The organism is Methylorubrum subtropicum, from assembly GCF_038442325.1.
GTDB classification, from domain to species: Bacteria; Pseudomonadota; Alphaproteobacteria; order Rhizobiales; family Beijerinckiaceae; genus Methylobacterium; species Methylobacterium subtropicum.
Genome location: NZ_JBBXMW010000025.1, coordinates 19584 through 45014, shown reverse-complemented (window position 1 = coordinate 45014; position 25431 = coordinate 19584). Strand labels below are relative to the sequence as shown.

Annotated in this window: 27 protein-coding genes and 1 pseudogene; 15 read left to right on the top strand and 13 right to left on the bottom strand. The window is 70.7% G+C overall.

The genetic code is table 11. The annotated features are described in order from the left end of the window. Positions 1-27: 27 nt before the first annotated feature. Positions 28-1014, bottom strand: coding sequence for an acrylyl-CoA reductase (NADPH) (acuI, locus tag AAHG03_RS23895; RefSeq protein WP_342153748.1), 987 nt, complete (start codon positions 1012-1014; stop codon positions 28-30). Between the two features lie 128 nt (positions 1015-1142). After that, positions 1143-1739 carry a hypothetical protein gene (locus tag AAHG03_RS23890; RefSeq protein ID WP_342153746.1) on the bottom strand — a complete coding sequence of 199 codons (597 nt, stop codon included), beginning with the start codon at positions 1737-1739 and terminating at the stop codon, positions 1143-1145. A 461-nt stretch (positions 1740-2200) separates the two neighbouring features. Between AAHG03_RS23890 and fdxA the strand changes: the two genes are divergently transcribed. The 3 genes from fdxA (at position 2201) to AAHG03_RS23875 (ending at position 4697) form a co-directional block, all read left to right on the top strand. Then, on the top strand, positions 2201-2539 hold the full coding sequence (fdxA, locus tag AAHG03_RS23885; protein ID WP_342153744.1) for a ferredoxin FdxA: 339 nt from the start codon (positions 2201-2203) through the stop codon (positions 2537-2539). A 413-nt stretch (positions 2540-2952) separates the two neighbouring features. Continuing rightward, positions 2953-3543, top strand: a complete 591-nt coding sequence (locus AAHG03_RS23880; RefSeq protein WP_342153742.1) for a CarD family transcriptional regulator — start codon at positions 2953-2955, stop codon at positions 3541-3543. Positions 3544-3824: 281 nt separating this feature from the next. Continuing rightward, positions 3825-4697: an RNA polymerase factor sigma-32 gene (locus tag AAHG03_RS23875; protein ID WP_342153740.1), complete on the top strand. Its 873-nt coding sequence runs from the start codon at positions 3825-3827 to the stop codon at positions 4695-4697. A gap of 432 nt (positions 4698-5129) precedes the next feature. Here the strand turns inward: AAHG03_RS23875 and AAHG03_RS23870 are convergent, their stop codons facing one another. The 3 genes from AAHG03_RS23870 to AAHG03_RS23860 all read right to left on the bottom strand — a co-directional run bounded on the left by AAHG03_RS23870 (position 5130) and on the right by AAHG03_RS23860 (position 7801). Then, on the bottom strand, positions 5130-6077 hold the full coding sequence (locus AAHG03_RS23870) for a LysR family transcriptional regulator (protein WP_342153738.1): 948 nt from the start codon (positions 6075-6077) through the stop codon (positions 5130-5132). A 270-nt stretch (positions 6078-6347) separates the two neighbouring features. Next, complete coding sequence (locus AAHG03_RS23865) at positions 6348-7292, bottom strand: ribose-phosphate pyrophosphokinase (protein WP_342153736.1); 945 nt, start codon at positions 7290-7292, stop codon at positions 6348-6350. 281 nt (positions 7293-7573) lie between these two features. Further along, positions 7574-7801, bottom strand: a complete 228-nt coding sequence (locus tag AAHG03_RS23860) for a DUF4170 domain-containing protein (protein WP_183573643.1) — start codon at positions 7799-7801, stop codon at positions 7574-7576. Between the two features lie 172 nt (positions 7802-7973). Here AAHG03_RS23860 and AAHG03_RS23855 point away from each other — a divergent pair, with 172 nt between their 5' ends. From AAHG03_RS23855 to AAHG03_RS23845, 3 genes are read left to right on the top strand one after another with little or no spacing between them, the layout of a single operon-like run. Further along, positions 7974-8741, top strand: a complete 768-nt coding sequence (locus AAHG03_RS23855; RefSeq protein WP_342153733.1) for a GNAT family N-acetyltransferase — start codon at positions 7974-7976, stop codon at positions 8739-8741. Positions 8742-8793: 52 nt separating this feature from the next. Further along, positions 8794-9189 (top strand): lysozyme inhibitor LprI family protein, encoded by a 396-nt coding sequence (locus AAHG03_RS23850; protein ID WP_342153732.1) that lies wholly within the window; start codon positions 8794-8796, stop codon positions 9187-9189. Between the two features lie 17 nt (positions 9190-9206). Next, the gene (locus AAHG03_RS23845; RefSeq protein ID WP_342153730.1) at positions 9207-10352 is read left to right on the top strand and encodes a YbfB/YjiJ family MFS transporter; all 1146 of its coding nucleotides are present in this window, start codon (positions 9207-9209) and stop codon (positions 10350-10352) included. 179 nt (positions 10353-10531) lie between these two features. Here the strand turns inward: AAHG03_RS23845 and xseA are convergent, their stop codons facing one another. The 4 genes from xseA to AAHG03_RS23825 all read right to left on the bottom strand — a co-directional run bounded on the left by xseA (position 10532) and on the right by AAHG03_RS23825 (position 13526). Next, positions 10532-12067 carry an exodeoxyribonuclease VII large subunit gene (gene xseA / locus AAHG03_RS23840; protein WP_342153728.1) on the bottom strand — a complete coding sequence of 512 codons (1536 nt, stop codon included), beginning with the start codon at positions 12065-12067 and terminating at the stop codon, positions 10532-10534. 78 nt (positions 12068-12145) lie between these two features. Then, positions 12146-12478, bottom strand: coding sequence for a hypothetical protein (locus AAHG03_RS23835; protein WP_342153727.1), 333 nt, complete (start codon positions 12476-12478; stop codon positions 12146-12148). A gap of 29 nt (positions 12479-12507) precedes the next feature. Further along, positions 12508-12723 carry a hypothetical protein gene (locus tag AAHG03_RS23830; RefSeq protein ID WP_342153726.1) on the bottom strand — a complete coding sequence of 72 codons (216 nt, stop codon included), beginning with the start codon at positions 12721-12723 and terminating at the stop codon, positions 12508-12510. A gap of 86 nt (positions 12724-12809) precedes the next feature. Beyond that, positions 12810-13526 carry a hypothetical protein gene (locus tag AAHG03_RS23825; RefSeq protein ID WP_342153725.1) on the bottom strand — a complete coding sequence of 239 codons (717 nt, stop codon included), beginning with the start codon at positions 13524-13526 and terminating at the stop codon, positions 12810-12812. A 226-nt stretch (positions 13527-13752) separates the two neighbouring features. Between AAHG03_RS23825 and purD the strand changes: the two genes are divergently transcribed. The 4 genes from purD (at position 13753) to AAHG03_RS23805 (ending at position 16370) form a co-directional block, all read left to right on the top strand. Further along, positions 13753-15069, top strand: a complete 1317-nt coding sequence (gene purD, locus AAHG03_RS23820; RefSeq protein ID WP_342153724.1) for a phosphoribosylamine--glycine ligase — start codon at positions 13753-13755, stop codon at positions 15067-15069. After that, complete coding sequence (locus AAHG03_RS23815; RefSeq protein WP_342153723.1) at positions 15069-15509, top strand: nucleoside deaminase; 441 nt, start codon at positions 15069-15071, stop codon at positions 15507-15509. The genes purD and AAHG03_RS23815 overlap by 1 nt, the downstream gene beginning before the upstream one ends. A gap of 163 nt (positions 15510-15672) precedes the next feature. Further along, positions 15673-15891, top strand: a complete 219-nt coding sequence (locus tag AAHG03_RS23810; RefSeq protein WP_056237288.1) for a hypothetical protein — start codon at positions 15673-15675, stop codon at positions 15889-15891. Between the two features lie 236 nt (positions 15892-16127). Beyond that, positions 16128-16370 (top strand): hypothetical protein, encoded by a 243-nt coding sequence (locus AAHG03_RS23805; RefSeq protein WP_342153722.1) that lies wholly within the window; start codon positions 16128-16130, stop codon positions 16368-16370. 95 nt (positions 16371-16465) lie between these two features. Here the strand turns inward: AAHG03_RS23805 and AAHG03_RS23800 are convergent. From AAHG03_RS23800 to AAHG03_RS23785, 4 genes and pseudogenes are all read right to left on the bottom strand, one after another. Continuing rightward, positions 16466-16685, bottom strand: a pseudogene (locus tag AAHG03_RS23800) (aspartate ammonia-lyase); the annotation flags it as partial. 128 nt (positions 16686-16813) lie between these two features. Then, entirely contained in the window at positions 16814-17698 is an 885-nt protein-coding gene (locus AAHG03_RS23795) for an amino acid ABC transporter substrate-binding protein (protein WP_342153721.1), read from the bottom strand. Between the two features lie 14 nt (positions 17699-17712). After that, positions 17713-18999, bottom strand: a complete 1287-nt coding sequence (locus AAHG03_RS23790) for a dicarboxylate/amino acid:cation symporter (protein ID WP_342153720.1) — start codon at positions 18997-18999, stop codon at positions 17713-17715. Between the two features lie 153 nt (positions 19000-19152). Further along, entirely contained in the window at positions 19153-20838 is a 1686-nt protein-coding gene (locus tag AAHG03_RS23785) for a methyl-accepting chemotaxis protein (protein WP_342153719.1), read from the bottom strand. A 281-nt stretch (positions 20839-21119) separates the two neighbouring features. Between AAHG03_RS23785 and AAHG03_RS23780 the strand changes: the two genes are divergently transcribed. From AAHG03_RS23780 to AAHG03_RS23760, 5 genes are read left to right on the top strand one after another with little or no spacing between them, the layout of a single operon-like run. Then, positions 21120-22034 (top strand): ABC transporter permease subunit, encoded by a 915-nt coding sequence (locus tag AAHG03_RS23780; RefSeq protein ID WP_342153717.1) that lies wholly within the window; start codon positions 21120-21122, stop codon positions 22032-22034. After that, complete coding sequence (gene livM, locus AAHG03_RS23775) at positions 22034-23410, top strand: high-affinity branched-chain amino acid ABC transporter permease LivM (protein ID WP_342153715.1); 1377 nt, start codon at positions 22034-22036, stop codon at positions 23408-23410. Before AAHG03_RS23780 ends, livM begins: the two co-directional genes overlap by 1 nt. Continuing rightward, on the top strand, positions 23410-24294 hold the full coding sequence (locus AAHG03_RS23770) for an ABC transporter ATP-binding protein (RefSeq protein ID WP_342153713.1): 885 nt from the start codon (positions 23410-23412) through the stop codon (positions 24292-24294). Before livM ends, AAHG03_RS23770 begins: the two co-directional genes overlap by 1 nt. After that, positions 24291-25049 carry an ABC transporter ATP-binding protein gene (locus AAHG03_RS23765; RefSeq protein WP_342153711.1) on the top strand — a complete coding sequence of 253 codons (759 nt, stop codon included), beginning with the start codon at positions 24291-24293 and terminating at the stop codon, positions 25047-25049. Before AAHG03_RS23770 ends, AAHG03_RS23765 begins: the two co-directional genes overlap by 4 nt. Next, complete coding sequence (locus AAHG03_RS23760; RefSeq protein ID WP_342153709.1) at positions 25049-25411, top strand: DUF6867 family protein; 363 nt, start codon at positions 25049-25051, stop codon at positions 25409-25411. Before AAHG03_RS23765 ends, AAHG03_RS23760 begins: the two co-directional genes overlap by 1 nt. Positions 25412-25431: the final 20 nt, after the last annotated feature.

The window sequence follows — 25431 nt, the reverse complement described above, 5'->3', positions numbered from 1 at the left end:
GCCGGCGGGCGGTTCCGCGCCAACGTGTCACGGGATCGCGACGACGGTCCGGCCGCGCACCTTCCCGGCCAGCAGCGCCTCGGCGCGGGGGCCGGCCTCTTCCAGCGGAATCGTCGTGGTCATGCGGTCGAGGAGCGCGAGGTCGAGGTCGCGGGCGAGCCGGGCCCAGGCGGCGCGGCGCGGCTCCAGCGGGGTCGTCACGCTGTTGATGCCGAGCAGCGACACGCCGCGCAGGATGAACGGCGCCACCGAGGAGGGCAGGTCCATGCCGCCGGCATTGCCGCAGGCCGCGATCGCCCCTCCCCCCTTGGTCATCGCCAAGGCGTTGGCCAGAACCTTGCCGCCGACCGCGTCGATGCCCGCCGCCCAGCGCTCCTTGGCGAGCGGACGCGGCTCGCCGCTGAGCGCCTCGCGCTCCAGGATCTCGGCGGCGCCGAGTTCCTTGAGGTAACCCGCCTCGTCGCCGCGGCCGGTCGCGGCGATGACGTGCCAGCCGGCTTTCTTGAGAAGCGCCACCGCGACCGAGCCGACGCCGCCGGCCGCGCCTGTCACCAGGGCCGGGCCGGAGGCGGGCGTGAGGCCGTGATGCTCCAGGGCCAGCACCGAGAGCATCGCGGTGTAGCCCGCGGTGCCGACCGCCATGGCGCGGGCGGGCGTGAGGCCCTCGGGCAGCGGCACCAGCCAGTCGCCGCGCACGCGGGCGATTTCGCCGAGCCCGCCGAGATGGGTCTCGCCGACGCCCCAGCCGGTCAGCACCACGGCGTCGCCCGGCTTGTAGGCCGGATGCTCGGAAGCCTCGACCGTGCCGGCGAAGTCGATGCCGGGGATCATGGGGAAGCGGCGCACCACCGGCATCTTGCCGGTCATGGCGAGCCCGTCCTTGTAGTTCAGGCCCGAATGCGAGACCCGCACGGTGACGTCGCCGTCCATCAGTTCGGACCGCTCGACTTCGCGCAAGGCGAGCGTCTGGCCGCTCTCCGCCTTCTCGATCACCCAGGCCTTGAACGCCGCCATGCTCCGCTCCCCCGATGTCTATCGGGGGAGGGAGCTACGGCGGCGCCGGTCCGATTCAAGGTGTTTGTTCGTCTTGGTGGCTTCAGGCGCCACCGCTCATCGCGATGGCACCGTTCACCCGAACAGAATCAGTAGCCGTCGTAGACGCTGCCGCGGGAGAAGCCGAGACCGACGCCGATGTCGGCGGCCGACGCGCCGGCCAGCCCGAAAGCGTCCGGGATCGAGCCGACGCCGACCGGGCCGTAGCCGGGGCGCGGGCCGTAGGCCGGGGCGGCGGGCACCCAGGCGGCGCGGGCGGGTTGGACCAGCACTTGGCGCTGCGTCGTGGCGTAGACCGGCGGCACGGTCTGCGGGATCACTTCGGCGGGGCGCACCAGCACCCGGCGGGTCTGCACGGCGTATTGCGGCGGGGTCGTCACCCAGCAGCCGACGAGCTGGCCGTGGGCATCATAGCTCGTCTGCCAGCGGCGCCCGCCGGGGGCGACCAGCACGCGCTCGGACACGGTGTCGTAGACCGGCGGGGTCGTGCGGTAGACCGTGCGGGCGGGCTGGACCAGCACCTGCTCGGAGACGGTGTCGTAGACCGGCGGCGTGGTGACGCGGCGGTAGCACTCGGCGCTGACGCAGCCGCCGCCGGCCTGGGCCGGGACGACGCTCGCCGACAGCGCGAGGGCCGCGGCGAAAAGGGCGGGACGAAGAGCAAGGTGCGGGGAACGGGCGGCCATCTGTGAAAGAGTCCTCGGCAAGACGCGTTACTTGAGGTGTCGAGCGCCGCCGCCGATTCCGGCGCGCGCTCCTCTCGACGCCACAAGTGCAGCCAAGGTTGCGTTGCGGACAAGCTCGATTGTCGAAGACAGTAAAATTAACCAACGACTCAGACTACGCAGACCTTTCCGTCATCGTTCGACTTTGCCGGAACCGATGCGAGGGCGGGCGGGATGCCCCGATGCCGCCGTCAGCGGATCGCGGGGTGCCCGCGCCCCTCGCCGTCGTACCACCGTGGGATCGGTTTGCCCGGCCGGTGCGGTCGAACGGCGCTTGTCAGCCCATCGGCCAGGGTCTAGAGCGCTTGGCCGACCGGGCGGCGCCCGCTTCACGGCCACCGTGAGGCGGGCATAAGGAAGTCCGCCCGAAACCGGGCGCGCGTCCCTCGCGGCGCGGAGAGGATTGCAGGACCGAACGGCCCATGACCTACGTCGTCACCGACAATTGCATCAAGTGCAAGTACATGGACTGCGTCGAGGTGTGCCCCGTGGATTGCTTCTACGAGGGTGAGAACATGCTCGTGATCCATCCCGACGAGTGCATCGATTGCGGCGTGTGCGAGCCGGAATGCCCCGCCGAGGCGATCAAGCCCGACACCGAGGGCAACCTCGAGACCTGGCTCAAGGTCAACGCCGACTACGCCAAGTCCTGGCCCAACATCACCCAGAAGAAGGACGCGCCGTCCGACGCCAAGCAGTGGGACGGGGTCGCGGGCAAGTTCGAGGCGCATTTCTCCGCCAACCCCGGCTCGGGCGACTGAGCCGGCGCCTCCGGGCCTTCGCCTCAAAAATCTCGCGGTCGGCCCCGCTTCGGGGCCCTGCCCTCGTTTCGTCATCCCCCGCGGATACGCGCCCGACGCGCCGGCAATCCTTTGATTCGCCGGCCATTCGTGCTATACGAATGGCCGCCGTCGCTCACGCCCGATGCGCTTCCTTCGTCACCGCCCTGGCGGGTTCCATCTTCCTGGAAACGAGGTTGGCTGCGATCGACCGTCGGAAGCATTTCGCTCCCGGCGCGTTCTTTCGTGCGGTGTGGGTTGCGCGGACCAGTGCCCGGGAACCGGCAGGCTTATCGATCGGGCCCGCCGGACGAGGCGTGCGCCGGGTGTCCCACCCCGGAAGCGACGAGCGCGGGCGAGAGACCCGCGTGGATGACAGTGGAGGCTCATTCCGCATGACCACAGCCAAGAAGACCACGGCAGCAGGCCGCCAAGGCTTCAAGACCGGCGAGGCGGTCGTGTATCCGGCGCACGGCGTCGGGCGGATCACCGCGATCGAGGAGCAGGAGATCGCCGGCTACAAGCTCGAACTGTTCGTCGTCGCCTTCGAGAAGGACAAGATGGTCCTGCGCGTGCCCACTGCGAAGGCCAACAGCGTCGGCATGCGCAAGCTCGCCGAGCCGGAACTCGTCAAGAAGGCGTTGGACGTGCTGACCGGCCGCGCCCGCGTCAAGCGGACGATGTGGTCGCGCCGCGCCCAGGAATACGAGGCCAAGATCAATTCCGGCGACCTGATCTCGGTGACGGAAGTGGTGCGCGACCTCTACCGCTCCGAGGCCCAGCCCGAGCAGTCCTACAGCGAACGCCAGCTCTACGAGGCCGCCCTCGACCGCGTCGTGCGCGAGATCTCCACGGTGAACAAGATCACCGAGACCGAGGCGCTCAAGCTGATCGAGCAGAGCCTCGCCAAGTCGCCGCGCCGCGCCAAGGCCGACGCGGATGCCGAGGGCGAGGGCGACGAGGGCGACGTGGAGGAAGCCGCCTGAGGCGGTCGCCGGCGGGCAGAACCCTCGGCCCACGATTTAACCATGTTGACGAGAGGGTCCGGCGCAAGCCGGGCCCTTTTTTCATGCGCCTTTCGCATGCCTCTTGAATTTCTTGTGATCGGTTCCACGCGCTCGCAGGGAACCACCCCCGCGGCAATGTGTTGTGCCTGAGCCACGAATGGCCCGACCCGGGGTACCGTTTGCGTCCGCAGCCGCGGGCTTCCAGCGAACGATCCGACGCCCTGCGGTCCTATCCAAGAACGCTCACGAGAGAGGCGGGCATGGCAGAGATCGCGGGGATGCGGCGTCAGTTCGTTCGGACAGCGATGGAGGCGCCGTTCCTTGCGCGGGAAGAAGAGCGGGGCCTCGCGGTGGCCTGGAAGGAAGAGCGCAACGAGCGCGCCCTGCACCGGCTGATCTCCGCTCATATGCGCCTCGTGATCGCGCTCGCCGGCCGCTTCCGCCATTACGGCCTGCCCATGGCCGACCTCGTCCAGGAGGGGCATGTTGGCCTGATGGAGGCGGCGGCCCGGTTCGAGCCGGAGCGGGACGTGCGCTTCTCGACCTACGCCACGTGGTGGATCCGCGCCTCGATCCAGGACTACATTCTGCGCAACTGGTCGATCGTCCGCGGCGGCACCAGCTCGGCGCAGAAGGCGCTGTTCTTCAACCTGCGGCGGCTCCGCGCCCGGCTGATGCAGTCGACCGAGGAGCAGGTCGGCTCCGAGATTCACAGCCGCATCGCCACCGCCATCGGCGTCTCGCGCGAGGACGTGGCGCTGATGGACGCCCGGCTGTCCGGCCCCGATATGTCGCTCAACGCCCCCGTCGGCGAGGACAACGATGCGTCGTCCGAGCGGATGGACTTCCTCGTGGACGGTGCGGCGCTCCCCGACGAGACCGTCTCGGCCCGCGTCGACGGCGAGCGCCGCCTGATCTGGCTGCGTCAGGCCCTCACCGTGCTGTCGGAGCGCGAACTGCGTATCCTGCGCGAGCGCCGGCTCGCCGAGGATCAGGCGACGCTCGAAGCCCTCGGCCACCGCCTCGGCATCTCGAAGGAGCGCGTCCGCCAGATCGAGAACCGGGCGCTGGAGAAGCTGCGCCGGGCGCTGGCCGAAAAGTTTCCGCAGGCGCCGAGCAGCGTTTACGCTTGAGCCGTCGCTGAGTTTCGAAAGGGGGCCGTACCTATGGGTGCGGCCCTTCTTTTTTCATCGGGATGCGGGCGGTTCGCACTGACGCTTTCCACGCCACGCCGTCATTGCGAGGCGAAGCCGAAGCAATCCAGCGCTCCGCAGATTTAGAAAAAGCCGCGCTTCTTCCACCGTTTCCAACCCACACCCTCATCCTGAGGTGCGGAGCGCAGCGGAGCCTCGAAGGAGATCTCCAGGGATCGCTGAACGAACTGGAGCCCTCCTTCGAGGCTGCTTCGCAGCACCTCAGGATGAGGGGGGATGGGTGGGATGAGCGTGTCGATGAGGAGCTGTTTCGCTCCCTTCGGCCGACGTCGCGCCCTGGATTGCTTCGGCTTCGCCTCGCAATGACGGTGCGGGTTTGCCGGCCGGCCTCGCGAGTGATCCCGAAAAAAATCAGGGCGACAGCGCGCGTTCGATCACCCGCGTCCGGGCCGGCGTGGCGGCGGGGCGGCGGGAGTCGCGGGAGGCGGTGGCGAGCACCGCGGCGAGGCGCTTGGTGGCGAAGTCGATGAAGCTGCGGGACTTGGCCGGCAGCAGCCGCGAGGTGGTGACGAAGTAGACCGGCGTCGCCGGCAGGGTCCAGTCCGGGAGCACCCGGCGCAGGCGCCCGTTGGAGACGTCGCTGTCGACGTTGATGACGTTGGCGGTGGTGATCCCCTGGCCCGCGACGGCGAAGCGCCGGGCGAGGCTCGGCGAGTTGCAGGAGATCGGCCCGCCGACGGTGATCGCCACGCTCTCGCCGCCGCGGCTCAGGGTCCAGACCGCGCTGGCGCCCTGCGCGGGCACGATGACCTGATGGTTCTCGAGATCGAGCGGGGTCGCGGGCTCGCCGCGCTCGTCGAAATAGGCGGGGGCGCCGAACAGGCCGTTCTCGACCTCGGCGACCTTGCGCACGATCAGCGAGGTCTCGCGCGGCTCCTCGATCGCGACGGCGAGGTCGTAGTTGTCGCCGACGAGATCGACCGGAGCGGGCTTGAGATCGACGTGGACATGGATGTGCTCGTGCTGCGACGAGAACTCGGTGATGACGCCGGAGAGATGGCGCAGCACCCAGAAATCCGGCGGCGCGGCGATCTTGAGGAAGCCGCTCGGCCCCTTGGCTACGGCCATCATGTCGTCGAAGGTGCGCTGCGCCTCGTCGACGAGGCGCGAGACCTGGGCGAGATAGGCCTCGCCGTAGGAGGTCAGCGCCAGCTTGCGCGTGGTCCGGTCGAGCAGGCGCAGGCCCACCGCCGATTCGAACAGGGTGATGCGCCGCGACAGGGACGAGATCGGCATGCCGAGCGCGGCCGCGGCCTGACTGAAGCTCTTGCGGCGCGCGACCTCGACGAAGAGGGCCATGTCACGCAGCAATTGAGGATGCGGCATTGGTCCGCGGTCCACCCGCTCTGTCCTTACATGGGCGCCCGGCTCGCTATTCCCGGCCCTGCGCTCATTTTTCTCACGTACCATAGCGGTTTCAACGAAACCCGGCCATGCGAGGTCCATTCGGAAAAGACGTTTCGCGATATGGGATAATCTCAGAGCGTGTCTGAATTGCGCGCAATGCAGAGCCGGACGAGGGAATTTTCTTCCCGAAACCTTTTCGCGACGCGCGGACGGCGCGCCGCCTCAGGTGAACAGGCTCGACACGCTCGATTCGGTGGCCGTGCGCCCGATCGCCTCGCCGAGCAGCGGCGCGATCGAGATCACGCGGATGTTGCGGGCGAGCTTGACCGCCTGGGTCGGCAGGATCGAGTCGGTGATGACGAGTTCCTTCATCCGCGAGGCGGCGATGCGCGAGACCGCCCCGCCCGAGAGCACCCCGTGGGTGATGTAGGCCGACACGTCCTTGGCGCCCGCGTTCAACAGGGCCTCGGCCGCGTTCACCAGGGTGCCGCCGGAATCGACGATGTCGTCCACGAGGATGCAGGACTGGCCCTCGACCTCGCCGATGATGTTCATCACCTCCGACTCGCCCGCCCGCTCGCGGCGCTTGTCGACGATGGCGAGCGAGGCGTCGATGCGCTTGGCGAGCGCGCGGGCGCGCACCACGCCGCCGACATCGGGCGAGACCACCATGCGCTGGCCCGGCGCCAGCCGCTCCTTGATGTCGCGCACCATCACGGGGGCGGCGAACAGGTTGTCGGTCGGAATGTCGAAGAAGCCCTGGATCTGGCCGGCATGGAGATCGAGGGTGAGCACCCGGTCGGCGCCAGCCTCGGTGATGAGGTTGGCGACCAGTTTGGCCGAAATCGGCGTGCGGCCCGACGTGCGCCGGTCCTGCCGGGCGTAGCCGAAATACGGGATCACCGCAGTGATGCGCCGCGCCGAGGAGCGCCGCGCCGCGTCGATCATGATGAGCAGTTCCATCAGGTGATCGTTGGCCGGGAACGAGGTCGACTGGACGATGAACACGTCCTCGCCGCGCACGTTCTCCTGCAGCTCGACGAAGATCTCCATGTCGGCGAAGCGCCGGACCATGCAGCTCGCCAGCGGCAGTTCGAGATAGGCGGCGATCGCCTCGGCGAGCGGGCGGCTCGCATTGCCTGCGATGATCTTGATCGACGACGTCATGCCGGGCGTCTCTCGGCTCTCTCAAGGGGCGGAACGCGCACGACGACGCACGGCCGAGACCGCGCCGCAATCCGGTCGCGCCGGCTCATAACAGCGGGGCTGCTTCGTCACAACAGCTTCGCCGGGCGAAGCTGTTGTGAGGTTTTTGGCTGACCTTGGTCGCCGGCGTGAGGTCCGCTCCGTCAGACGCCTCGGTTGGCGCCGAGGCCGCTGCGCGGGGCGCTCTTCGCGCCCGGCTATACGGAAGCAGGACGATCTCTTCGCCCGTTCGGGCGCCGCCCTCACGGCTCGAGCAGGCGGTGCAGGTGGACGATGAAGTAGCGGGTCTGGGCGCTGTCGACGGTGGCCTGGGCCTTCGACCGCCACGCCTTCTGCGCGGAGGCGTAATCCGGGAAGATGCCGACCACGTCGAGGTCCTTCAGGTCGCGGAAGCGCACGCCCGAGACGTCCTCCAACTCGCCGCCGAACACGAGATGGAGCTTCTGGTCCGATTCGATCGCCGTGGTCACGAAGCCTCTCCCAACCGCAGAGCCCGCTCCGGGAAGGCACGAGCCGTGCCGCGTCGGTCGCAGAGGCGGCAGGGCGGGTCAAGCCGCCCCCGCGGGGGAGGGGGTTGCGCATCGATGTGGGGAATGCCCCCCTTCTGGCCAGCCGGCCAGACGGGGGGAAGCAGGAGGGCCCGTGTCCGCTCGCGAAGAAGAAACCCTCGCCTGGACCGTGGAGGAGGCCTGCCTCAACGCGTGGCCCTCGCCGCGCCAGCGCCTCGTCGGCGGCTACCTGCTGCGGTCGTCCGGCGGGCCGTCGCGGCGCCCGAACTCGGTCAATCCCCTGCGCGGCCCCCGGGACGAACCGGAGGCGGTGATCGCGGCCTGCGAGGCGGCCTATGCCGAACGCGGGCGGCCCGCCCTGTTTCGGGTGCCGGAGATCGCGCCCGATCTCGACGCGCCGCTGGAGCGGCGGGGCTACGCCGCCTTCGGCCGCTCGCTGACCCTGCTCGCCGACCTCGCGGCCCTCGACGCCGCGTCCGACCCGGACGTCGTGCTGGCGCCCTCCCCCGATGCGGACTGGCTCGCCGCCCGCGCCGCCCTCAACGCGGCCGATGCCGAGACCAGCCGCGTCTACGATGAGATGATCCGGACGATCCTGTGTCCCAAAGCCTTCGCGGCGATCCGGCGGGACGGCGCGGTCGTCGCCATGGCCTACGCCGTGCTCGACCGCTCCCTCGTGGTGATCGAGTCCGTCGGCACGCTGGAGGCGGCCCGCGGCCGGGGCCTCGCCCGCCGGGTCGCCGCCGCGCTGCTGCGCTGGGGCCGGGCCCACGGCGCGCGGGCGGCCTGCCTCCAGGTGGTGGCCGACAACGCCCCCGCCCGCCGCCTCTATGCCGGGCTCGGCTTCGACCGGGCGCTGTTCGCCTATCATTACCGGGCCCGCGCGAGCGATCACGCTTGACCCGGCGCAACGCGCGGGCCGAATGGGCCGGTCGCTGCCGGGAGTACCCATCATGGTTCGCGCGGGTCTCGCCGTCGCAATGCTCGCTGTCGCGCTCGGTTCGGCGGCGGCGGCCGAATGCAAGGGCACGACCCAGGCCGACCTCGACGCCTGCGCCGACGCCGACCTGAAGCGCGCCGACGCGGCGATGAACGCGGCCTATTCCAAGCTGATGAAGCGCATCGGCCCGCAGGCGCAAGCCGGCCTCAAGGAGGCGCAGCGCGCCTGGCTGCCCTACCGCGACCGCACATGCGATCTCGAAGCCCTCGGCGCGGCGGGCGGCTCGGCCCAGCCGATGGTGCGCGCGGGCTGCCTCGCGGCGCTCACCGCGGAGCGGACGAAGCGCCTCTCCGGCTATCTCGCCTGCCAGGAGGGGGATCTGGCCTGCGTCGGCACCCTCGCCGAGTGATCCAAAAACCAACCCACTTGCCTTCCCCCGCGATCCGGCCGGTCGTCCTCGGCGGTCTCGTGGCGCTCGCCGTCGCCATGGGGATCGGCCGGTTCGCCTTCACGCCGCTGATGCCGCTGATGATCCGCGACGGCGGCCTCGACGCCGCCACTGGCGCCGAATGGGCGGCGGCCAACTATGTCGGCTACCTTGTCGGCGCCCTGACCGCAGCCCGCTTCGCCGATCCGCGCCGCGGGTTGCGGCTCGGGCTCGTCGGCGTCGCGGTGACGACGCTGGCGATGGCGGGGCTCGGCGCGGTCCCAACGCCCCTGGTCGGTGCCGGTTTGCGGGCGGCGGCGGGCGTGTTCAGCGCCTGGGCGCTCGTCTGCGCCAGCGCGTGGGGCCTCGCCGAACTCGCCCGCCATCGGGCCGAGGCGTTGGGCGCGTGGATCTATACCGGCGTCGGCCTCGGCATCGCGCTGGCCGGCCTCCTGGCGTGGCTCGGCGGGCGCCAGCCGGCGGACCGGCTCTGGCTCGAACTCGGCCTGATCGCGGCCCTCGGCGCGGGGCTGGTCTGGCGCTTTTCGCGCGGGCCGAGCGCGACGGCCGCCGTGCCGCGCGCCGCCCCGGCCCCGGATCGAAGCGGGCAGGCGGCCCTCGTAATCTGCTACGGCGCCTTCGGCTTCGGCTACATCGTGCCCGCCACCTTCCTGCCGGCGATGGCGCGGGCGCTCACGCCCGATCCGCTGGTGTTCGGGCTGGCCTGGCCGCTGTTCGGGCTGGCCGCTGCCCTCTCGGTCGCGGGCGTGGCGCGCTGGCTGAAGCGGACGCCGCGCCGTCGGGTCTGGGCGGTGGCGCAGGGGCTGATGGCGCTCGGGACCGCCCTGCCCCTCGCTCTCCCGTCGCTCTGGACGGTCGCCGCCTCGGCGCTGCTCGTCGGCGGCACCTTCATGGTCGCGACCATGGCCGGCCTCCAACTCGCCCGCGCGGCGCACCCCGCCGACCCGACCCCGCTCATCGCCCGCATGACCGCCGCCTTCGCCGCCGGCCAGATCGCCGGCCCGCTCATGGTCCGCGCGCTGGGCCTGCTCGACCTCGCCGACGGAACCGCCCTCGCCTGGACCGGGGCGATGGCGACGGTGGTGCTGGTGGGAACGGCGGTGTGGCTATGGCGCGAGGCGTGAGCGGAGGTTCACCCCCTCCTCCCACCCAACCCCCTCATCCTGAGATGCGGAGCGAAGCGTAGCCTCGAAGGAGGGCTCCAACTCGCTCAGCGATCCCTGGAGCCCTCCTCCGAGGCTGAGCTGACGCTCAGCACCTCAGGATGAGGATGGGATCGGCCGATGCAGGCGACCCGATCCTTTCAGAACAGCGACCCCTGCCGCGCCGCGGGCGCGGGCTCGGCGGCTTCCGGCTTCGGAGCCGCCTCCGGCGCCGGCTTGCGCGCCGCCCGCTTCGGCTTGGCCGGGGGCGGCGGTGCGGAGCCTTCCGGCACGGCCGTGATGGCGCCGTCGGCGAACTGGAGCTGGAGGCGGGGCGTCCCCGCGGCGGCCTCCGCCGAGCGGATCGGCAGGCCGGCCTCGTCGCGCACGAGCGCGTAGCCGCGGGCCAGCACCGCCTTGTAGCTGAGCGCCCCGAGCATCCGGTCGAGTGCTCCGAGCCGGTCGCGGCGGCGTTCCAGCGTGCGCAATACGGCGGTGCGCGGGCGGTGGTCGATGCCGGCGAGCCGGGTGCGAGCCTCGGCCACGGCGATGGCCGGCGAGCGTCGGGTGAGCCGGTCGGCCAGACGCGACAGGCGCTCGCGGGAATCGCGGGCGTTGGCGGCGAGCGCGGGCCGCAGCCGCGCCTCGGCGAGGTCGAGCCGCTGGCGCTTGCCCGCCAGGAAGGCGTCCGGGTTGGGGATCGCCCGCACCAGCGCGCGGAAATCGGAGCGCTCGCGCTCGATCCGCCGCAGCACCGTGCCGGCCTGCCGGGCACCGAGATCGTGGATCTGCGCCAACAACTCGGTCCGCACCGGCACCGCCATCTCGGCGGCGCCCGTCGGCGTCGGGGCGCGCCGGTCGGCGGCGTAGTCGATCAGCGTGGTGTCGGTCTCGTGGCCGACCGCGGCGATCAGCGGGATCGCGCTCTCGGCGGCGGCGCGCACCACCGCCTCCTCGTTGAAGGCCCACAGATCCTCGATCGAGCCGCCGCCGCGGGCGACGATCAGCACGTCCGGCCGCGGGATCGCCCCGCCGGGCGTCAGCGCGTTGAAGCCGCGGATGGCCGCCGCGATCTCGGGCGCGGCCCCCTCCCCCTGCACCCGCACCGGCCAGACCAGCACGGGGCGCGGAAACCGGTCGGCGAGCCGGTGGAGGATGTCGCGGATCACCGCGCCGGTCGGCGAGGTGACGACGCCGATCACGCCCGGCAGGAACGGAATCGGCCGCTTGCGCTCGGCCGCGAACAGCCCTTCCGCCGCGAGCACTCGCTTGCGCTCTTCCAGCAAGGCCATCCAGGCGCCGACGCCCGCGGGCTCCATCGAATCGACGACGATCTGGTAGGAGGATTTGCCTGCGAACGTCGTGATCTTGCCGGTGGCGACGACCTCGAGACCTTCCTTCGGCTTCTGGCGCAGCCGCCCGAGCACGCCCTTCCACACCACCGCGTCGATCTTGGCGGTGCCGTCCTTCAGCGAGAAATAGGCGTGGCCCGAGCCGTGCGGCCCGCGATAACCCGAGATTTCTCCGCGTAAGCGGACATGGCCGAAAGAATCCTCCAGCGTGCGCTTGAGCGCGGCGGCGAGGTCGCCGACCGACCATTCGGGGGCGTTGGCGTTCAGGAGCGCTGCGGGCGCGGCCTCCCCCGGCGGCGGAGGTGGCGGCACGGCGGCGGTACGCGGCGGGGGCACGAGCGGCATGCCCCGGACGCTACGGGACCGGGCCGGGGCGGGTAAAGGGCAAGGCGGCCACAGGTTGGGGAGGGATGCGGGGCGGCGTCAGGGGGCAGGCTGCGGCCGGGCTGCCGCCTCGCCTGAGCCGAACGGCCGCTGCTCGGCAGCGATCAGGCTGAAATGAAAGGCGTCGATGGCGAGATCACTGTCCCCCTCGCCCCAGACGACGGAGGCGCCGTAGAGCCCGGTCCGAGCGGTCGCGAACAATGCCGGCTCGCGTAAGGAGGCCAGCGGGGCGCTGCCGATCGCGATCCAGTCGGCGAGATCGACGCGAGCCTGCGTGCCGTCACGCCAGAGCACGATCAGGGTCGAGGATGGTGCCGTCTCGATGGCGGCAACGTGGATGATGTTTCTTGGAAGTGCCGACACCCGATGCACGATGCCGTTTCGGTCGGGCTGTGCCGAACTCAGATCAACTGCGCCAAAATCAGCGCCGCCGTCAGCGTCGGCGCGGCCACGATCACGATGGCCCAGGGCCAGGCCGGGACGGCGCGGGGGCGGCGGTTGTCGTTGGCGGACCGCGGCGCGAGGCGACGGGTCACCACGTAATGCGACAGCCGCACGGCCGTCGGCCCGGGAGGGGCGGGAAGCGTGGGGCTGGTCGAGTGGCGGCAGAGGGGCATGGCTTGCTTCAACGGGCGAGCGGGCGGCGCGTTCCGCTCCTCGGCCGCGGCGCGCGGGGAAATCGGCGCGGCGCACGGCAAAGGCCTCACCACAGCGAGAATTCGGTGGCGAAATCCGTGGTGCGCAGCGGGCAGTTCGGCGCCGGGCAGGGGGCGGCGGGGGCGAGCCCGAGGGTGCCGTCGCCCTGCGTCTCGAAGCGCAGGCGCACCGATGCCGCGTCCTCGCGGGCATAGGCGAGCCGCACCTCGAAGCGCACCGCGTCGAATTCGGTGCGGTCGGCGTAGACGATGAGGTCGCGCGAGACCGCCTCCCCCGGATTCAGTTCGGAGGGCTCGCTCGGCAGGTCGGTGGCGCCGGAGAACAGCACCCCCTGGCGCAGGATCGGCGCCTGCGTCGCGCTCTCGCGCACGTAGTCGCGGGCGGCGTCCACCGTGGCGGCGCGGTCGAGGCTTTGGCGGAAGGCCGCCTCGCGGGCCGCCGCATCCGCGCCGGGCGGCGCGAAACGGGTGCGCAGGCCGATCACCGTGTAGGTCAGGCCGAGCACGCGCACGCCGGCGTGGCCGACATTGGTGCGCGTCACCGTCGAGCGGATCGCGACGTGGCCGTCGCGCTCGCCGACCCGCACGAGGTCGGTCTTGACCGTGACCGAGGGCGGCTCGAAGCCCGGCTTGATCCGCGCCTCGTAGATGAAGGTGTAGACGCCCCAGGCCCCCGCCCCGAGGATCGCCAGCGTCTGCACCAGGGTGTTGGCCCGGTCGAGGTCGAGCCGGCGCTTCGGCGCCGCGGGCGGAGTCTTTGGCATCGCGGATTCTCTTTAATTCTGCCTCAAGCGCCGGCGGCCGCGTCCGCGGACATCGTGTGCCCTTGGGCTATCGCCCCGCTCGACGGCTCGGCATAGCCGAGGCCGCTCAAGCGCGGCGCTCTTCGCGCCCGGCTCTACGGTGCTGCCGCCTTGCTCCGTGCGACAGCCTTCGCGAATCTGATCCGAGCCCTTCCCCCGGCCCGCGATTTTTGGGAAGGGGTGAGGCATGAGCCAGACTCCTCTCAACATCCTGCTCGTCGGCTCCGGCGGGCGCGAGCACGCCCTGGCCTGGGCGATCGCGAAATCGCCCCTGTGCCAGAGGCTGTTCGTGGCCCCCGGCAATCCCGGCACCGCCCGGCACGGCGAGAACCGCCCGGACCTCGCGGTCGCCGACCACGACGTTGTCGTGAGGTTCTGCCAGTCCGAGAATATTGGGCTCGTGGTGGTCGGGCCGGAGGCGCCGCTGGTGGCGGGCCTCGTCGACGACCTGACCGCGGCCGGCATCCCGGCCTTCGGGCCGACGCGGGCCGCGGCCCAGCTCGAAGGCTCCAAGGGCTTCACCAAGGATCTCTGCGCCGAGCGCTCGATCCCCACCGCCGCCTTCGCCCGCTTCACCGAGTTGGAACCGGCGCTCGCCTATCTGCGCGAGCAGGGTGCGCCGATCGTCGTCAAGGCCGATGGGCTCGCCGCCGGCAAGGGCGTGACGGTGGCCGAGACGCTGGAACAGGCCGAGGAGGCCGTGCACGCGATCCTCGGCGAGACGGGCGGGGCCCTCGTCATCGAGGAATGCCTGTTCGGCGAGGAGGCGAGTTTTTTCGCGCTCTGCGACGGCACCCGCGCGATCCCGCTCGGCACCGCGCAGGACCACAAGCGCGTCCATGACGGCGACCGCGGCCCCAACACCGGCGGCATGGGCGCCTATTCCCCCGCCGCGATCGTCACGCCCGAGATCGAGCGGACCGTGATGGAGGCGATCATCGCCCCGACGCTGCGCGGCATGACCGAGCGCGGCACGCCGTTCTCCGGCATCCTCTATGCCGGGCTGATGCTGACGGACCAGGGCCCGAAGCTTATCGAGTACAACACCCGCTTCGGCGATCCCGAGGCGCAGGTGCTGATGCCGCGCCTCACCGGCGACCTCGTCCCGGCCCTGCTCGCCGCCGCGAAGGGCGACCTCTCGGGCGTGACGATCGGCTTCGATCCGGCGCGCGCGGCGCTCACCGTGGTGATGGCGGCTGAAGGTTATCCCGGCCCCGTCACCCGCGGCTCGGAGATTCGCGGCGTCGAGGCGGCGGAGGCGGAAGGCGGCGCCATCGTGTTCCAAGCCGGCACCCGCCGCGACGGCGACAGGCTGCTGGCCGACGGCGGGCGCGTGCTGGCGGTCACCGCGCTCGGTGCCAGCGTCGGGCAGGCACAAGCCCGCGCCTACGCGGCGCTCGACCGGATCGACTGGCCGGAAGGCTTCTGCCGCCGCGACATCGGCGGGCGGGCGGTGGCGCGAGAATCCCTGGATGGGAACGCGGCCGAGGCCTCCTCGGACTGATGGACCCGTTCGACCGCGCCTTCGCCGCCGCCCGCGAGGCGGCGCGCCTCGGCGAGGTGCCGGTCGGCGCGGTTCTGGTGCGCGACGGCGCGGTGCTCGCGGTCGCCGGCAACCGCCCCCGGGCGCTGCACGACCCGACGGCGCATGCCGAGATCCTGGCGATCCGTGCCGCCTGCGCCGCTCTGGCCGACGAGCGGCTGCCGGGCTGCGACCTCTACGTGACGCTGGAGCCCTGCCCGATGTGCGCGGGCGCGATCTCGTTTGCCCGCATCCGGCGGCTCTACTACGCCGCGAGCGACCCGAAGGGCGGCGGCGTCGAGCACGGGCCGCGCGTGTTCAACCAGCCGACCTGCCATCACGCCCCGGAGGTCTATTCGGGTTTTCGCGAGAGCGAGGCGGCGGGCCTGCTGCGCGACTTCTTCGCCGGGCGTCGGGTCTGACCCCAGGGTCTCAGTGGATTCATCGCACCCGGAAGCGTAGCGCTCCGCCGCCGGCCCGTGCAGCGAGGCAACACTCGTTGGTCACGGTGAACCGTTCGCGAATTCGTTATGGAAAAATCAATCCCGATCTTGGTATCCCATTGCCTTCTGAGTGGGGGCGACCATGGCGAAGGCGACGCTGGCCGATATTGCGGCGTGTTTCCGAATTCTTCTCGGCCGCGAGCCGTCGGCGGAAGAGATCGGCGTTCATATCAAGGCGCATATCGGCAACGATCTCGCCGACGTTCTGAAGAGCTACTTGGAATCCGAAGAGTTTCGCGCCCGGCGGATCGTGCAGGTGATGAAGTCCCAGCCCGAACGACTGCACGCGGTCGGCTACTGACCCGGCTCGGTCTTCGATGCAGGGTCGGTCCGTGCGGCGGTTCGGCACCGGACCGGCACGGGCCGCGCGGGGCGCCACATCATGCCCCGCCGACACCGCCACGATGAACGCCGCCGCATTACTGGTATGCCATATCATGCAGCCTTGGCGAAATCCGATCTAGCGCTTTGTTTTGCCAAGCTTTTCATGTTCGATCCGGGGTTTCCTTTCGATCGTTCATGCCCTAAACCTTTGTCATGCCTCGCCTCGTGACCTACACGATCAGCGACCGAGCGGACGGGCGGTTCGACGTCACCGCCACCATCGAGCCCGACAAGGTTTTCCGGCGCGACGGTTTCGCCACGTTGGCGGAGGCCGAAGAATGGGTGGATGGCCTGCGCGTGCTGATGGCCGCGCTCGGCGCCCCCGTCGCCCAGACGACGTCCGCCGAACCGCTCGCGCCTCCGGTCCCGGCCCGCACGCCCCGCCGCGCCCGCTGACGCCGCCGGGCGCACGCGCGCACCTGTTCTGCGGATGCCGTTCGGGCCGGCGGAACGATCCTGCATGATCTGCCGGGCGGACCGCCTTCGGCCCGGGCCTCGCCCTGGATCGCATCGACCACGAAGGCTTCGGCGTGGACCGGATCGGTCGCGATGTGGGCGCAGGCGGCGTCGATGACGGCGGCCTTGTCCCCGGGCAGGTAGCCGAGGCGGCGGTTGGCGCGGGTGGCGGCCTGCTCATCAGGGCGAGCGCGCGGACGAGTTCGGGGAATGCCGCACCGGTACGCCGGTGATCGGGAAGTTCGCCACCCCCTTGGGCGCCCTCTTGGCCGCCCTCTTGGCCACCCTCTTGGCGACGCGCTTGGCCGTGCTGCCGGGTGCCTTCGCCGTGACGTCTCTCCCCGGTGGTCTTGTCTCCCCGGTGGTCTTGCCGGTGGTCTTGTTCAGTCCTGCAAGCCCAGCACCGCGAAGCTGGTGCGGAGTTCGTCCGACATCGGGATGTCGAGGCGCTCGCCGTTGGGCAGCCGCTTGAGGAACCACTTGTCGTAGGTCCAGCGCAACTCGCGCGATTCGGCAAGCCGCTGGAAGGTGGCGGTGACGAGCGTCGCGAGCGCCGGGTCGTCCTTGCGGAAGGCGATGGCGTAGGGCTCGAACGAGAGCTTTTCCGGCAGCACCGTGAAGGCGGCGCCGTCAGGCCCCGCCGCCGCCTTGAGGCCGTAGAGCAGCACGTCGTCGGTGGCGAAGGCGTCGGCCCGCCCGTCGCGCACCATGGCGAAGGACTCGGCGTGGTCCTTGGCGACGAGGATCTCGGCGGTGACCGCCGCCTTGGCCAGCATGGTGCGTAAAGCCGCCTCGTTGGTGGTGCCCGCCGTGACGACGACGCGCTTGCCCCCGAGGTCGCGATAGGACCGGATGCCGGAATCGCGCTTCACCAAGAGCTTCGTCGCGCTGAAATAGGTGACGGGCGAGAAGGCCACGCGCTTGCGCCGCTCGGCATTCGTCGTGGTCGAGCCGCATTCGAGGTCGATCCGGCCCGAGGTCAGCGCGTCGAAGCGGTCCGCCGAGGTCACGGGCTCGAAGCGGATGCGGACGTTCCGGCCGGTCGCCTGGCCGATGTCCTCGACGATCTCCCGGCACAGGTCGATCGCGTAGCCGACCGGGCCGCCGCGCTCCTCGAACGAGAACGGCACCGAACTGGTGCGGGCGCCGATCACCACCTCGCCGATCTCGGCGGCCTTGCGGAGCGTCCCGGTCAGGACGAGGTCGAGCGCGGCGGCCGGCGTCACCGCGAGCGCGAGCGTCAGGAGAAGAGCGGTCCGGGCGAGCATCGCGAAAGAAGCCCCTACTCGGCGGCCGACGGCGCCGCGGCACCGATCTCCCGGTCGAGGCTCTGGTCGGTCTCGCTGAGCTGGCCCTCCCACTTGGCCACCGCCACCGTGGCGATGCTGTTGCCGAGCACGTTGGTGGCCGAGCGGCCCATGTCGAGGAACTGGTCGATGCCGATGATGAGCAGCAGGCCGGCTTCCGGGATGTTGAACTGCGCCAATGTGGCCGAGATCACCACCAGCGAGGCCCGCGGCACGCCGGCCATGCCTTTTGATGTCACCATCAGCAGGAACAGCATGGTGAGCTGCTGCCCCCAGGAGAGGGGGATGCCGTAGGCCTGGGCGATGAACAGTACCGCGAAGGTGCAGTACATCATCGAGCCGTCGAGGTTGAACGAGTAGCCCATCGGCAGCACGAACGAGGTGATGCGGTTGGGCACGCCGAACTTTTCGAGGTTCGCCAGGGTCTTGGGGTAGGCCGCCTCGCTCGACGCGGTCGAGAAGGCGAGCACGAACGGCTCCTTGATCAGGCCGATCAGCCGCTTGAGGCCGTTCACGCCGACGAGCAGCGCGCCGGCTGCCAGCAGCACCAGCCACAGCACCGACAGGCTGAGATAGAACTCGACGAGGAAGGTGCCGTAGGTGACGAGCACGCCGATGCCCTGCGTGGTGATCGTCGCGGCGACCGCCGCGAAGACCGCGAGCGGGGCGAAGTTCATCACGTAGCCGGTGACCTTCAGCATCACCTCGGCGAGCTGCTCGACGCCGTGGGCCAGCGCCTTGCCCTTCTCGCCGAGCGCGGCGAGGGCGACGCCGAAGAAGATCGAGAACACGACGATCTGCAGGATCTCGTTGTTGGCCATCGCCTCGACGGCGCTCTTGGGCACGAGGTGGGTGACGAAGTCCTTGAGCGAGAGCGAGGCGGTCTTGATGCCCGTGCCCGCACCGGTGTCGGGCAGCGGCAGGTTCAGGTTGTGGCCGGGCTGCAGCAGATTGACGAGGACGAGCCCGAGCGCCAGCGAGCAGAACGAGGCGCCGACGAACCACAGCAAGGCCTTGCCGCCGACGCGGCCGACGGAGGCGGTGTCGCCCATGTGGGCGATGCCGACGACGAGGGTGGAGAACACCAGCGGCGCGATGATCATCTTGATCAGCCGCAGGAAGATGTCCGAGATCAGGGCGATGTAGCCCGAGATTTCCTTGGCGGTCTGCGGATCGGGCCAAGTGATGCTGCACAGGTAGCCGACGAGGATTCCGAGCACCATTCCGACGAAGATCAGGGTCGTCAGCCGGGTGGACTTCATCGGGTCTCTCCACGGGCCGGCCTTGTCGAATGCAGCCGGCTCCTCGGGGAGAAGAGTGAAGCAGGATGGAGGCCACGCGCAAGCCGAGTTGTGCGCGCCCTCTCCGAACGTCCGCAGAAAGCCTGGGAGGGCGGTCGGCCCCCTAAAAAAGAATCAGGCCGCGCGCACGCCCGCCAGGAAGCGATCGACCTCGCTGCCGAGCCGCTCGGATTGGCGCGACAGCTCGGTGGCGCAGGCCAGCACCTGGGCGGCGGCCGCCCCCGTCTCCTCCGCCGCGCCCGCGACGCCCGCGACGTTGCCGGTGACTTCCGCCGTGCCGAGGGCGGCCTGGGCGACGTTGCGGGCGATCTCCTGGGTCGCCGCGCCCTGCTCCTCCACCGCCGCGGCGATGCCGGTCGCCATGCCGCTGATCTCGCGGATGCGGCCCGCGATGCCGTCGATGGACGAGACCGCCTGACCGGTCGAGGCCTGGATGCGGCCGATCTGGTCGGTGATCTCGCCGGTGGCCCGCGCGGTCTGGTTCGCCAGTTCCTTCACCTCCGCCGCGACCACCGCGAAGCCGCGGCCCGCCTCCCCGGCGCGGGCCGCCTCGATCGTGGCGTTGAGCGCGAGCAGATTGGTCTGGCCGGCGATGGCCGAGATCATCGTGACGATGTCGCCGACGCGGGCGACCTCGCCGCTCAGCTCCTTCACCAGGGCGGCGCTGCGGCCGGCTTCGCCCACGGCGGCCTGTGCGAGCGCGGCCGAGCCGTCGACCTGACGGCCGATCTCGCCCACCGTCGAGCCGAGTTCCTCGGCCGCTGCCGCCACGGTGGTGACGTTGGTCCCGGCCTCCTCGGCGGCGGCGGCGACCGCGAGCGAGCGGCGGGCGGTCTGGTCGGCGGTGCCGGCCATGCCCTGCGCGGTCGCCTGGAGCTGGGCCGCCGCGGAGGCGACGCCGCCGATCAGCCCGCCGACCGCCCGTTCGAAACCGTCGGCCATGGCCCGCGTCGCGGCGCGACGCTGCACCTCGGCCTCGGCGCGGGCAAGCGCGGTCTCCTCCTCCAGCGCGCGGGTGCGGATCAGGTTGTCCTTGAACACCTGCACCGCCGCCGCCATGGCGCCGATCTCGTCGCGGCGGCCGACAGCTGGGATCGCCACGGTGGCGTCGCCCGCGGCCAGCCGCCCCATCGTCGCCGTCATGGCACGCAGCGGGCGCCCGACATGCAGCCCGAGCCCGATGGCGGCCGCGATCGCCGCGAGGCTCGCGAGGCCGACGAACAACGCCGTGAGCACGAAGGCCTGCGCGTAGGCCGCCTGCGCAGCCTCGCCGCTCAGCCGCGCCTCGGCCTCGTTGAGTTCGACGAGCTTCTGCAATTCGCTCAGCACCGCGCTGATGCCGGTGGACATGGTGGTGTTGTAGACGCGCTGCGCCCCGGCGAGGTCGCCGTCCTGAGCCTTGGCGGCGATCTCGGCCTGGAGGCCGGTATAGGCCTGCCACTGCGTTTCGAAGGCCGCGAACAGGGCGGCGACCTCAGCCGTGGCGGGCTGCTTCAGGTGTTCCTCCCGCAACGCGGCGAGTTCGCCGTCGCGCTTGGCGACCGTCGCGGCGACCTCGGCGCGCAGCTTGGGCGTGTCCGCGGAGATGAGGCGCCCGCCGTTGACCCGCTGGCGCAGCACTAGGACCTGAATCTTGCCGAGCCGCTGCGTCGCGGGCAGGCGCTGCGCGCGCAGATCCTCCGCCGCGGCATGGATCTGCCGCATCTCCCACAGGGAGAGCGCCCCGAGCCCCGCCACCAGGGCGACCATCAGCGCGAAACCGGCGCCGAGCTTCCCACGGATCGATGAAAGCCGGGCCATGTCGCGGTCTCCTGATCTGCCTGATGATTCAGCACGATGGGCCGCTGCGGAGTTCTCGATCCCTTAACGGAGGCCCGACGCGGGATATCTTTTGCCGCCTTTGTCAGCATTTGCCGCGACGATGGTCAGGCGCCGACGCGCGGAAGCCGCAGGACGGCCCTTCCCGTAGGCGATTCCGGCGGCTACGCTCGCGCCCTGCGCGGGGTCCGGCTGTCGCCGGGACGCACCTTCCGGCGACGCGCCGGGCGCCACCGTCACGAGAGACCCGAGACCGCCGCCGCATGGACGTGTTCGTACAGCAGCTCATCAACGGCCTGACGCTGGGCTCGATCTACGGCCTGATCGCCATCGGCTACACGATGGTGTTCGGCATCATCGGCATGGTGAACTTCGCCCACGGCGACGTCTTCATGGTCTCGACCTTCATCGCGCTGATCAGCTTCCTCGTGCTCACCGCGCTCGGCATCTCCTCGGTGGCGCTCGCCTTCCTCGCGGTGCTCGTCATCACCATGGCGCTGACCGCGCTTTGGGGTTTTTCCGTCGAGCGCATCGCCTACCGCCCCTTGCGCGGCTCGTTCCGGCTGGCGCCGCTGATCTCGGCCATCGGCGTGTCGATCTTCCTGTCGAACTTCGTGCAGGTGGCCCAAGGCGCGCGCAACAAGGCGCTGCCCTCGCTGCTCGACGGCGGGCTGACCCTGTTCGAGCGCGACGGCTACGCCGTGACGCTCTCCTACAAGCAGATCCTGATCATGGCGGTGACCAGCGTGCTGCTGCTGGGCTTCTGGTACCTCGTCCAGCGCACGCCGTTCGGCCGGGCGCAGCGCGCCTGCGAGCAGGACCGGAAGATGGCGGCCCTGCTCGGGATCGACGTGGATCGCACCATCTCCCTCACCTTCGTGCTCGGCGCGGTGCTCGCGGCGGTCGCAGGGCTGCTCTACCTGCTCTATTACGGCGTGGTCTCGTTCTCCGACGGCTTCGTGCCCGGCGTGAAGGCGTTCACCGCGGCCGTGCTCGGCGGCATCGGCTCGCTGCCCGGCGCCGTGATCGGCGGGTTGATCATCGGCCTGATCGAGACCTTCTGGTCGGCCTACTTCTCCATCGAGTACAAGGACGTGGCCGCCTTCTCGATCCTCGCCATCGTCCTGATCTTCATGCCCTCGGGCCTGCTCGGCCGGGCCGAGGTCGAGAAGGTCTGATGGCCGCCACCGCCTCGCCGCCCGCCGCGATTCTCAAGGATGCCGGCCTGTTCGCCCTGGTGGCGCTCGGCCTCTGCATCCCGATCGTCAGCCACCGCACCGATCTCGGCTCCGACGGGCTCGCGCTGACGCCCCGCTGGGGCCTCGTCGCGGGGCTCGTCGCCGCGGTCTTCACTGTCCGGCTGGTGCAGCGCCTCGTGCTGGAGCGCCGCGCCGCGCGCGTCGCGCTCACCCCTTCGCCGCATCAGGCCACAGAGCCGGTCGGCGCCGAACCCAACGCCGGGCAGCGCCTGTCGCGCCTCGGCCTGCCGCTCTTCGTGGGCTTTGCCCTGTTCCTGCCGCTGATCGCGGCGCTCGCCAGCGGCGGCCTGTCGCCCGCGCGCTACTGGATCGATCTCGGCATCCTGATCCTCACCTACGTGATGCTCGGCTGGGGGCTCAACATCGTCGTCGGGCTCGCCGGCCTGCTCGACCTCGGCTACGTCGCCTTCTACGCGGTCGGGGCCTATTCCTACGCCCTGCTCTCGACGGTGTTCGGCCTGTCGTTCTGGGTCTGCCTGCCGCTCGCCGGGCTGTTTGCCGGCCTGTGGGGGGTGATGCTGGGCTTCCCCGTCCTGCGCCTGCGGGGCGACTACCTCGCCATCGTCACGCTCGCCTTCGGCGAGATCATCCGCCTCGTCCTGATCAACTGGACCGACGTGACCGGCGGCTCGGCGGGCATCTCCTCGATCCCCCGCGCGACCTTCTTCGGGGTGCCGTTCAAGGCCGGGCCCGATGGCTTCTCCGCCCTGTTCGGCCTGCCCTTCGATCCGATGCACCGGATCGTGTTCCTCTACTACCTGATCCTGGCGCTCGCGCTGATCACCAGCCTCGTCACCTTGCGCCTGCGCCGTCTCCCCATCGGCCGCGCCTGGGAGGCCCTGCGCGAGGACGAGATCGCCTGCCGCTCGCTCGGCATCGACACCACCAAGACCAAGCTCACCGCTTTCGCGCTGGGTGCCATGTTCGGGGGCTTCGCCGGCTCGTTCTTCGCCGTGCGCCAGGGCTTCGTCAGCCCCGAGAGCTTCAACTTCCTCGAGAGCGCGATCATCCTGGCGATCGTCGTGCTCGGCGGCATGGGCAGCCAGCTCGGCGTCGCGGTCGCCGCCGTCGCCATGGTCGGCGGGCCGGAACTCCTGCGCAACCTCGGCTTCCTCAAGGCCGTGTTCGGCGAGGGCTTCGACCCCAACGAGTTCCGCCTGCTGCTGTTCGGCCTCGCCATGGTGGCGATGATGATCTGGCGCCCCCGCGGCCTCATCTCGGACCGGATGCCGACCGTCGCGCTGGGCCGACGCAAGGCGATCGGCAAGGACCTCGTGCGCGAGGGCCACGGCTGATGGCCACGCGCCGCCCCGACGACCCGCAAGCCGTCCTCACCGTCGATCACCTCACCATGCGCTTCGGCGGCCTCACCGCCGTGGATGACCTCTCGTTCAAGGCGCGCCGCGGCGACATCACCGCGCTGATCGGCCCGAACGGGGCCGGCAAGACCACCGTGTTCAACTGCATCACCGGCTTCTACCGGCCGAGCGAGGGCATGCTGACGCTCCGCCACGCCGACGGCGCCAGCCACCTCCTGGAGCGGTTGCCGAACCACGCGGTGAACCGCAGGGCGCGGGTCGCGCGCACGTTCCAGAACATCCGCCTGTTCTCCGGCATGACCGTTCTGGAGAACCTGATGGTGGCCCAGCACGCCCCCCTGATGCGCGCCTCGGGCTACACCCTGCTCGGGCTCCTCGGCCTGCCGGGCTACCGCCGGGCGGAAGCCGCGGCGGTGGCCAAGGCGAGCGCGTGGCTGGAGCGGATCGATCTGCTCCGCCGCGCCGACGATCCGGCGGGCGACCTGCCCTACGGCGACCAGCGCCGGCTGGAGATCGCGCGGGCCATGTGCACCGGCCCCGAACTCCTCTGCCTCGACGAGCCGGCGGCGGGCCTCAACCCGCGGGAATCGGCCGACCTCGCCCGGCTCCTGCGTCACATCCGCGACGAGCACGCGACCTCCGTGCTGCTGATCGAGCACGACATGGCGGTGGTGATGGAGATCTCCGACCACGTCGTCGTGCTGGATTACGGAAAGAAGATCGCCGACGGCCCGCCGCGGGAGATCCGCGAGGACCCCAAGGTCATCGCCGCCTATCTCGGCGTCGAGGACGAGGAGGTGGCCCAGGTCGATGCCGAGGTCGGGCTGACGATCCCCGTGGCCGAGGAGGCGCGCGCGTGAGCGCCCCGCTCCTGAGCCTCCGCAACGTCTCGGCCTATTACGGCAGCGTCGCCGCGCTCCGCGGCGTCGATCTCGACGTGAACGAGGGCGAGATCGTCACCCTGATCGGCGCCAACGGGGCCGGCAAATCGACCCTGATGATGACGGTGTTCGGGGCGCCGCGCGCCCGCTCCGGCACGATTGCCTTCGCGGGCGAGGACATCACTGCCCGCCCCACCCACGCCATCGCCCGTCTCGGCCTCGCCCAGTCGCCGGAAGGGCGGCGGGTGTTTCCCCGCATGAGCGTGCAGGAGAACCTGCAGATGGGCGCCGCGCTGCACGGCGGCCGCTACTTCGCGCAGGACCTGGAAAAAGTCTGCACCCTGTTCCCCCGACTCAAGGAGCGCCTGAGCCAGCGCGCCGGCACGATGTCGGGCGGCGAGCAGCAGATGCTCGCCATCGGCCGCGCCCTGATGAGCCGGCCGCGCCTGCTGATGCTCGACGAACCCTCGCTCGGCCTCGCGCCGCTGGTGGTGAAGCAGATTTTTTCCGCGATCTCGGCGCTGAACCGCGAGGAGGGGATGACGATCTTCCTCGTCGAGCAGAACGCCTATCACGCCCTGAAGCTCGCGCATCGCGGCTCCGTGCTGGTCAACGGCCGCATCACCTTGAGCGGCCCGGCCCGCGCATTGCTTGACGATCCCTCGATCAAGGCCGCCTATCTTGAGGGCGGCCACGCCCCGGCGGCGAAAGCCGGGGAGGGGGTCCAGGCGTGATGCAGGGCGTTCTGCACGAGTCGGAGTCGATCCTGCCCTTCCTCCTCGTCACCGTGGCGATGGGCGGCTGGGCCGGCTGGATGGCGGCCCGCGCCGTGGCGCGGGGCTGGCGGCCCTATCTGGCCTGCCTGCCGGCGCTGCTCGGCGTGGCGGCGGCGGTGCGCTTCATCCACTTCGCGCTGTTCTCGGGGACGCTGCTGTCGGTTCATTACTTCGCCATCGACGCGCTGGTGGTGCTCGCCATCGGCTCGGTGGCCTTCCGCATGACGCGGACGCGGCAGATGACGACGCAGTACCGCTGGCTCTACGCCCGCACCGGGCCGTTCACGTGGCGCGAACGCCCGGAGGCGGGGCGGCCGTGATTGTCGATTTTCGGGGGGAC

Coding starts and splice junctions, on each gene's coding strand:
- acuI (WP_342153748.1), bottom strand. CDS start 1,014: ATGGCGGCGTTCAAGGCCTGGGTGATCGAGAAGGCGGAGAGCGGCCAG.
- AAHG03_RS23890 (WP_342153746.1), bottom strand. CDS start 1,739: ATGGCCGCCCGTTCCCCGCACCTTGCTCTTCGTCCCGCCCTTTTCGCC.
- fdxA (WP_342153744.1), top strand. CDS start 2,201: ATGACCTACGTCGTCACCGACAATTGCATCAAGTGCAAGTACATGGAC.
- AAHG03_RS23880 (WP_342153742.1), top strand. CDS start 2,953: ATGACCACAGCCAAGAAGACCACGGCAGCAGGCCGCCAAGGCTTCAAG.
- AAHG03_RS23875 (WP_342153740.1), top strand. CDS start 3,825: ATGGCAGAGATCGCGGGGATGCGGCGTCAGTTCGTTCGGACAGCGATG.
- AAHG03_RS23870 (WP_342153738.1), bottom strand. CDS start 6,077: ATGGCCCTCTTCGTCGAGGTCGCGCGCCGCAAGAGCTTCAGTCAGGCC.
- AAHG03_RS23865 (WP_342153736.1), bottom strand. CDS start 7,292: ATGACGTCGTCGATCAAGATCATCGCAGGCAATGCGAGCCGCCCGCTC.
- AAHG03_RS23850 (WP_342153732.1), top strand. CDS start 8,794: ATGGTTCGCGCGGGTCTCGCCGTCGCAATGCTCGCTGTCGCGCTCGGT.
- xseA (WP_342153728.1), bottom strand. CDS start 12,067: ATGCCGCTCGTGCCCCCGCCGCGTACCGCCGCCGTGCCGCCACCTCCG.
- AAHG03_RS23830 (WP_342153726.1), bottom strand. CDS start 12,723: ATGCCCCTCTGCCGCCACTCGACCAGCCCCACGCTTCCCGCCCCTCCC.
- AAHG03_RS23825 (WP_342153725.1), bottom strand. CDS start 13,526: ATGCCAAAGACTCCGCCCGCGGCGCCGAAGCGCCGGCTCGACCTCGAC.
- purD (WP_342153724.1), top strand. CDS start 13,753: ATGAGCCAGACTCCTCTCAACATCCTGCTCGTCGGCTCCGGCGGGCGC.
- AAHG03_RS23815 (WP_342153723.1), top strand. CDS start 15,069: ATGGACCCGTTCGACCGCGCCTTCGCCGCCGCCCGCGAGGCGGCGCGC.
- AAHG03_RS23810 (WP_056237288.1), top strand. CDS start 15,673: ATGGCGAAGGCGACGCTGGCCGATATTGCGGCGTGTTTCCGAATTCTT.
- AAHG03_RS23805 (WP_342153722.1), top strand. CDS start 16,128: ATGCCTCGCCTCGTGACCTACACGATCAGCGACCGAGCGGACGGGCGG.
- AAHG03_RS23795 (WP_342153721.1), bottom strand. CDS start 17,698: ATGCTCGCCCGGACCGCTCTTCTCCTGACGCTCGCGCTCGCGGTGACG.
- AAHG03_RS23790 (WP_342153720.1), bottom strand. CDS start 18,999: ATGAAGTCCACCCGGCTGACGACCCTGATCTTCGTCGGAATGGTGCTC.
- AAHG03_RS23785 (WP_342153719.1), bottom strand. CDS start 20,838: ATGGCCCGGCTTTCATCGATCCGTGGGAAGCTCGGCGCCGGTTTCGCG.
- AAHG03_RS23780 (WP_342153717.1), top strand. CDS start 21,120: ATGGACGTGTTCGTACAGCAGCTCATCAACGGCCTGACGCTGGGCTCG.
- livM (WP_342153715.1), top strand. CDS start 22,034: ATGGCCGCCACCGCCTCGCCGCCCGCCGCGATTCTCAAGGATGCCGGC.
- AAHG03_RS23770 (WP_342153713.1), top strand. CDS start 23,410: ATGGCCACGCGCCGCCCCGACGACCCGCAAGCCGTCCTCACCGTCGAT.
- AAHG03_RS23760 (WP_342153709.1), top strand. CDS start 25,049: ATGCAGGGCGTTCTGCACGAGTCGGAGTCGATCCTGCCCTTCCTCCTC.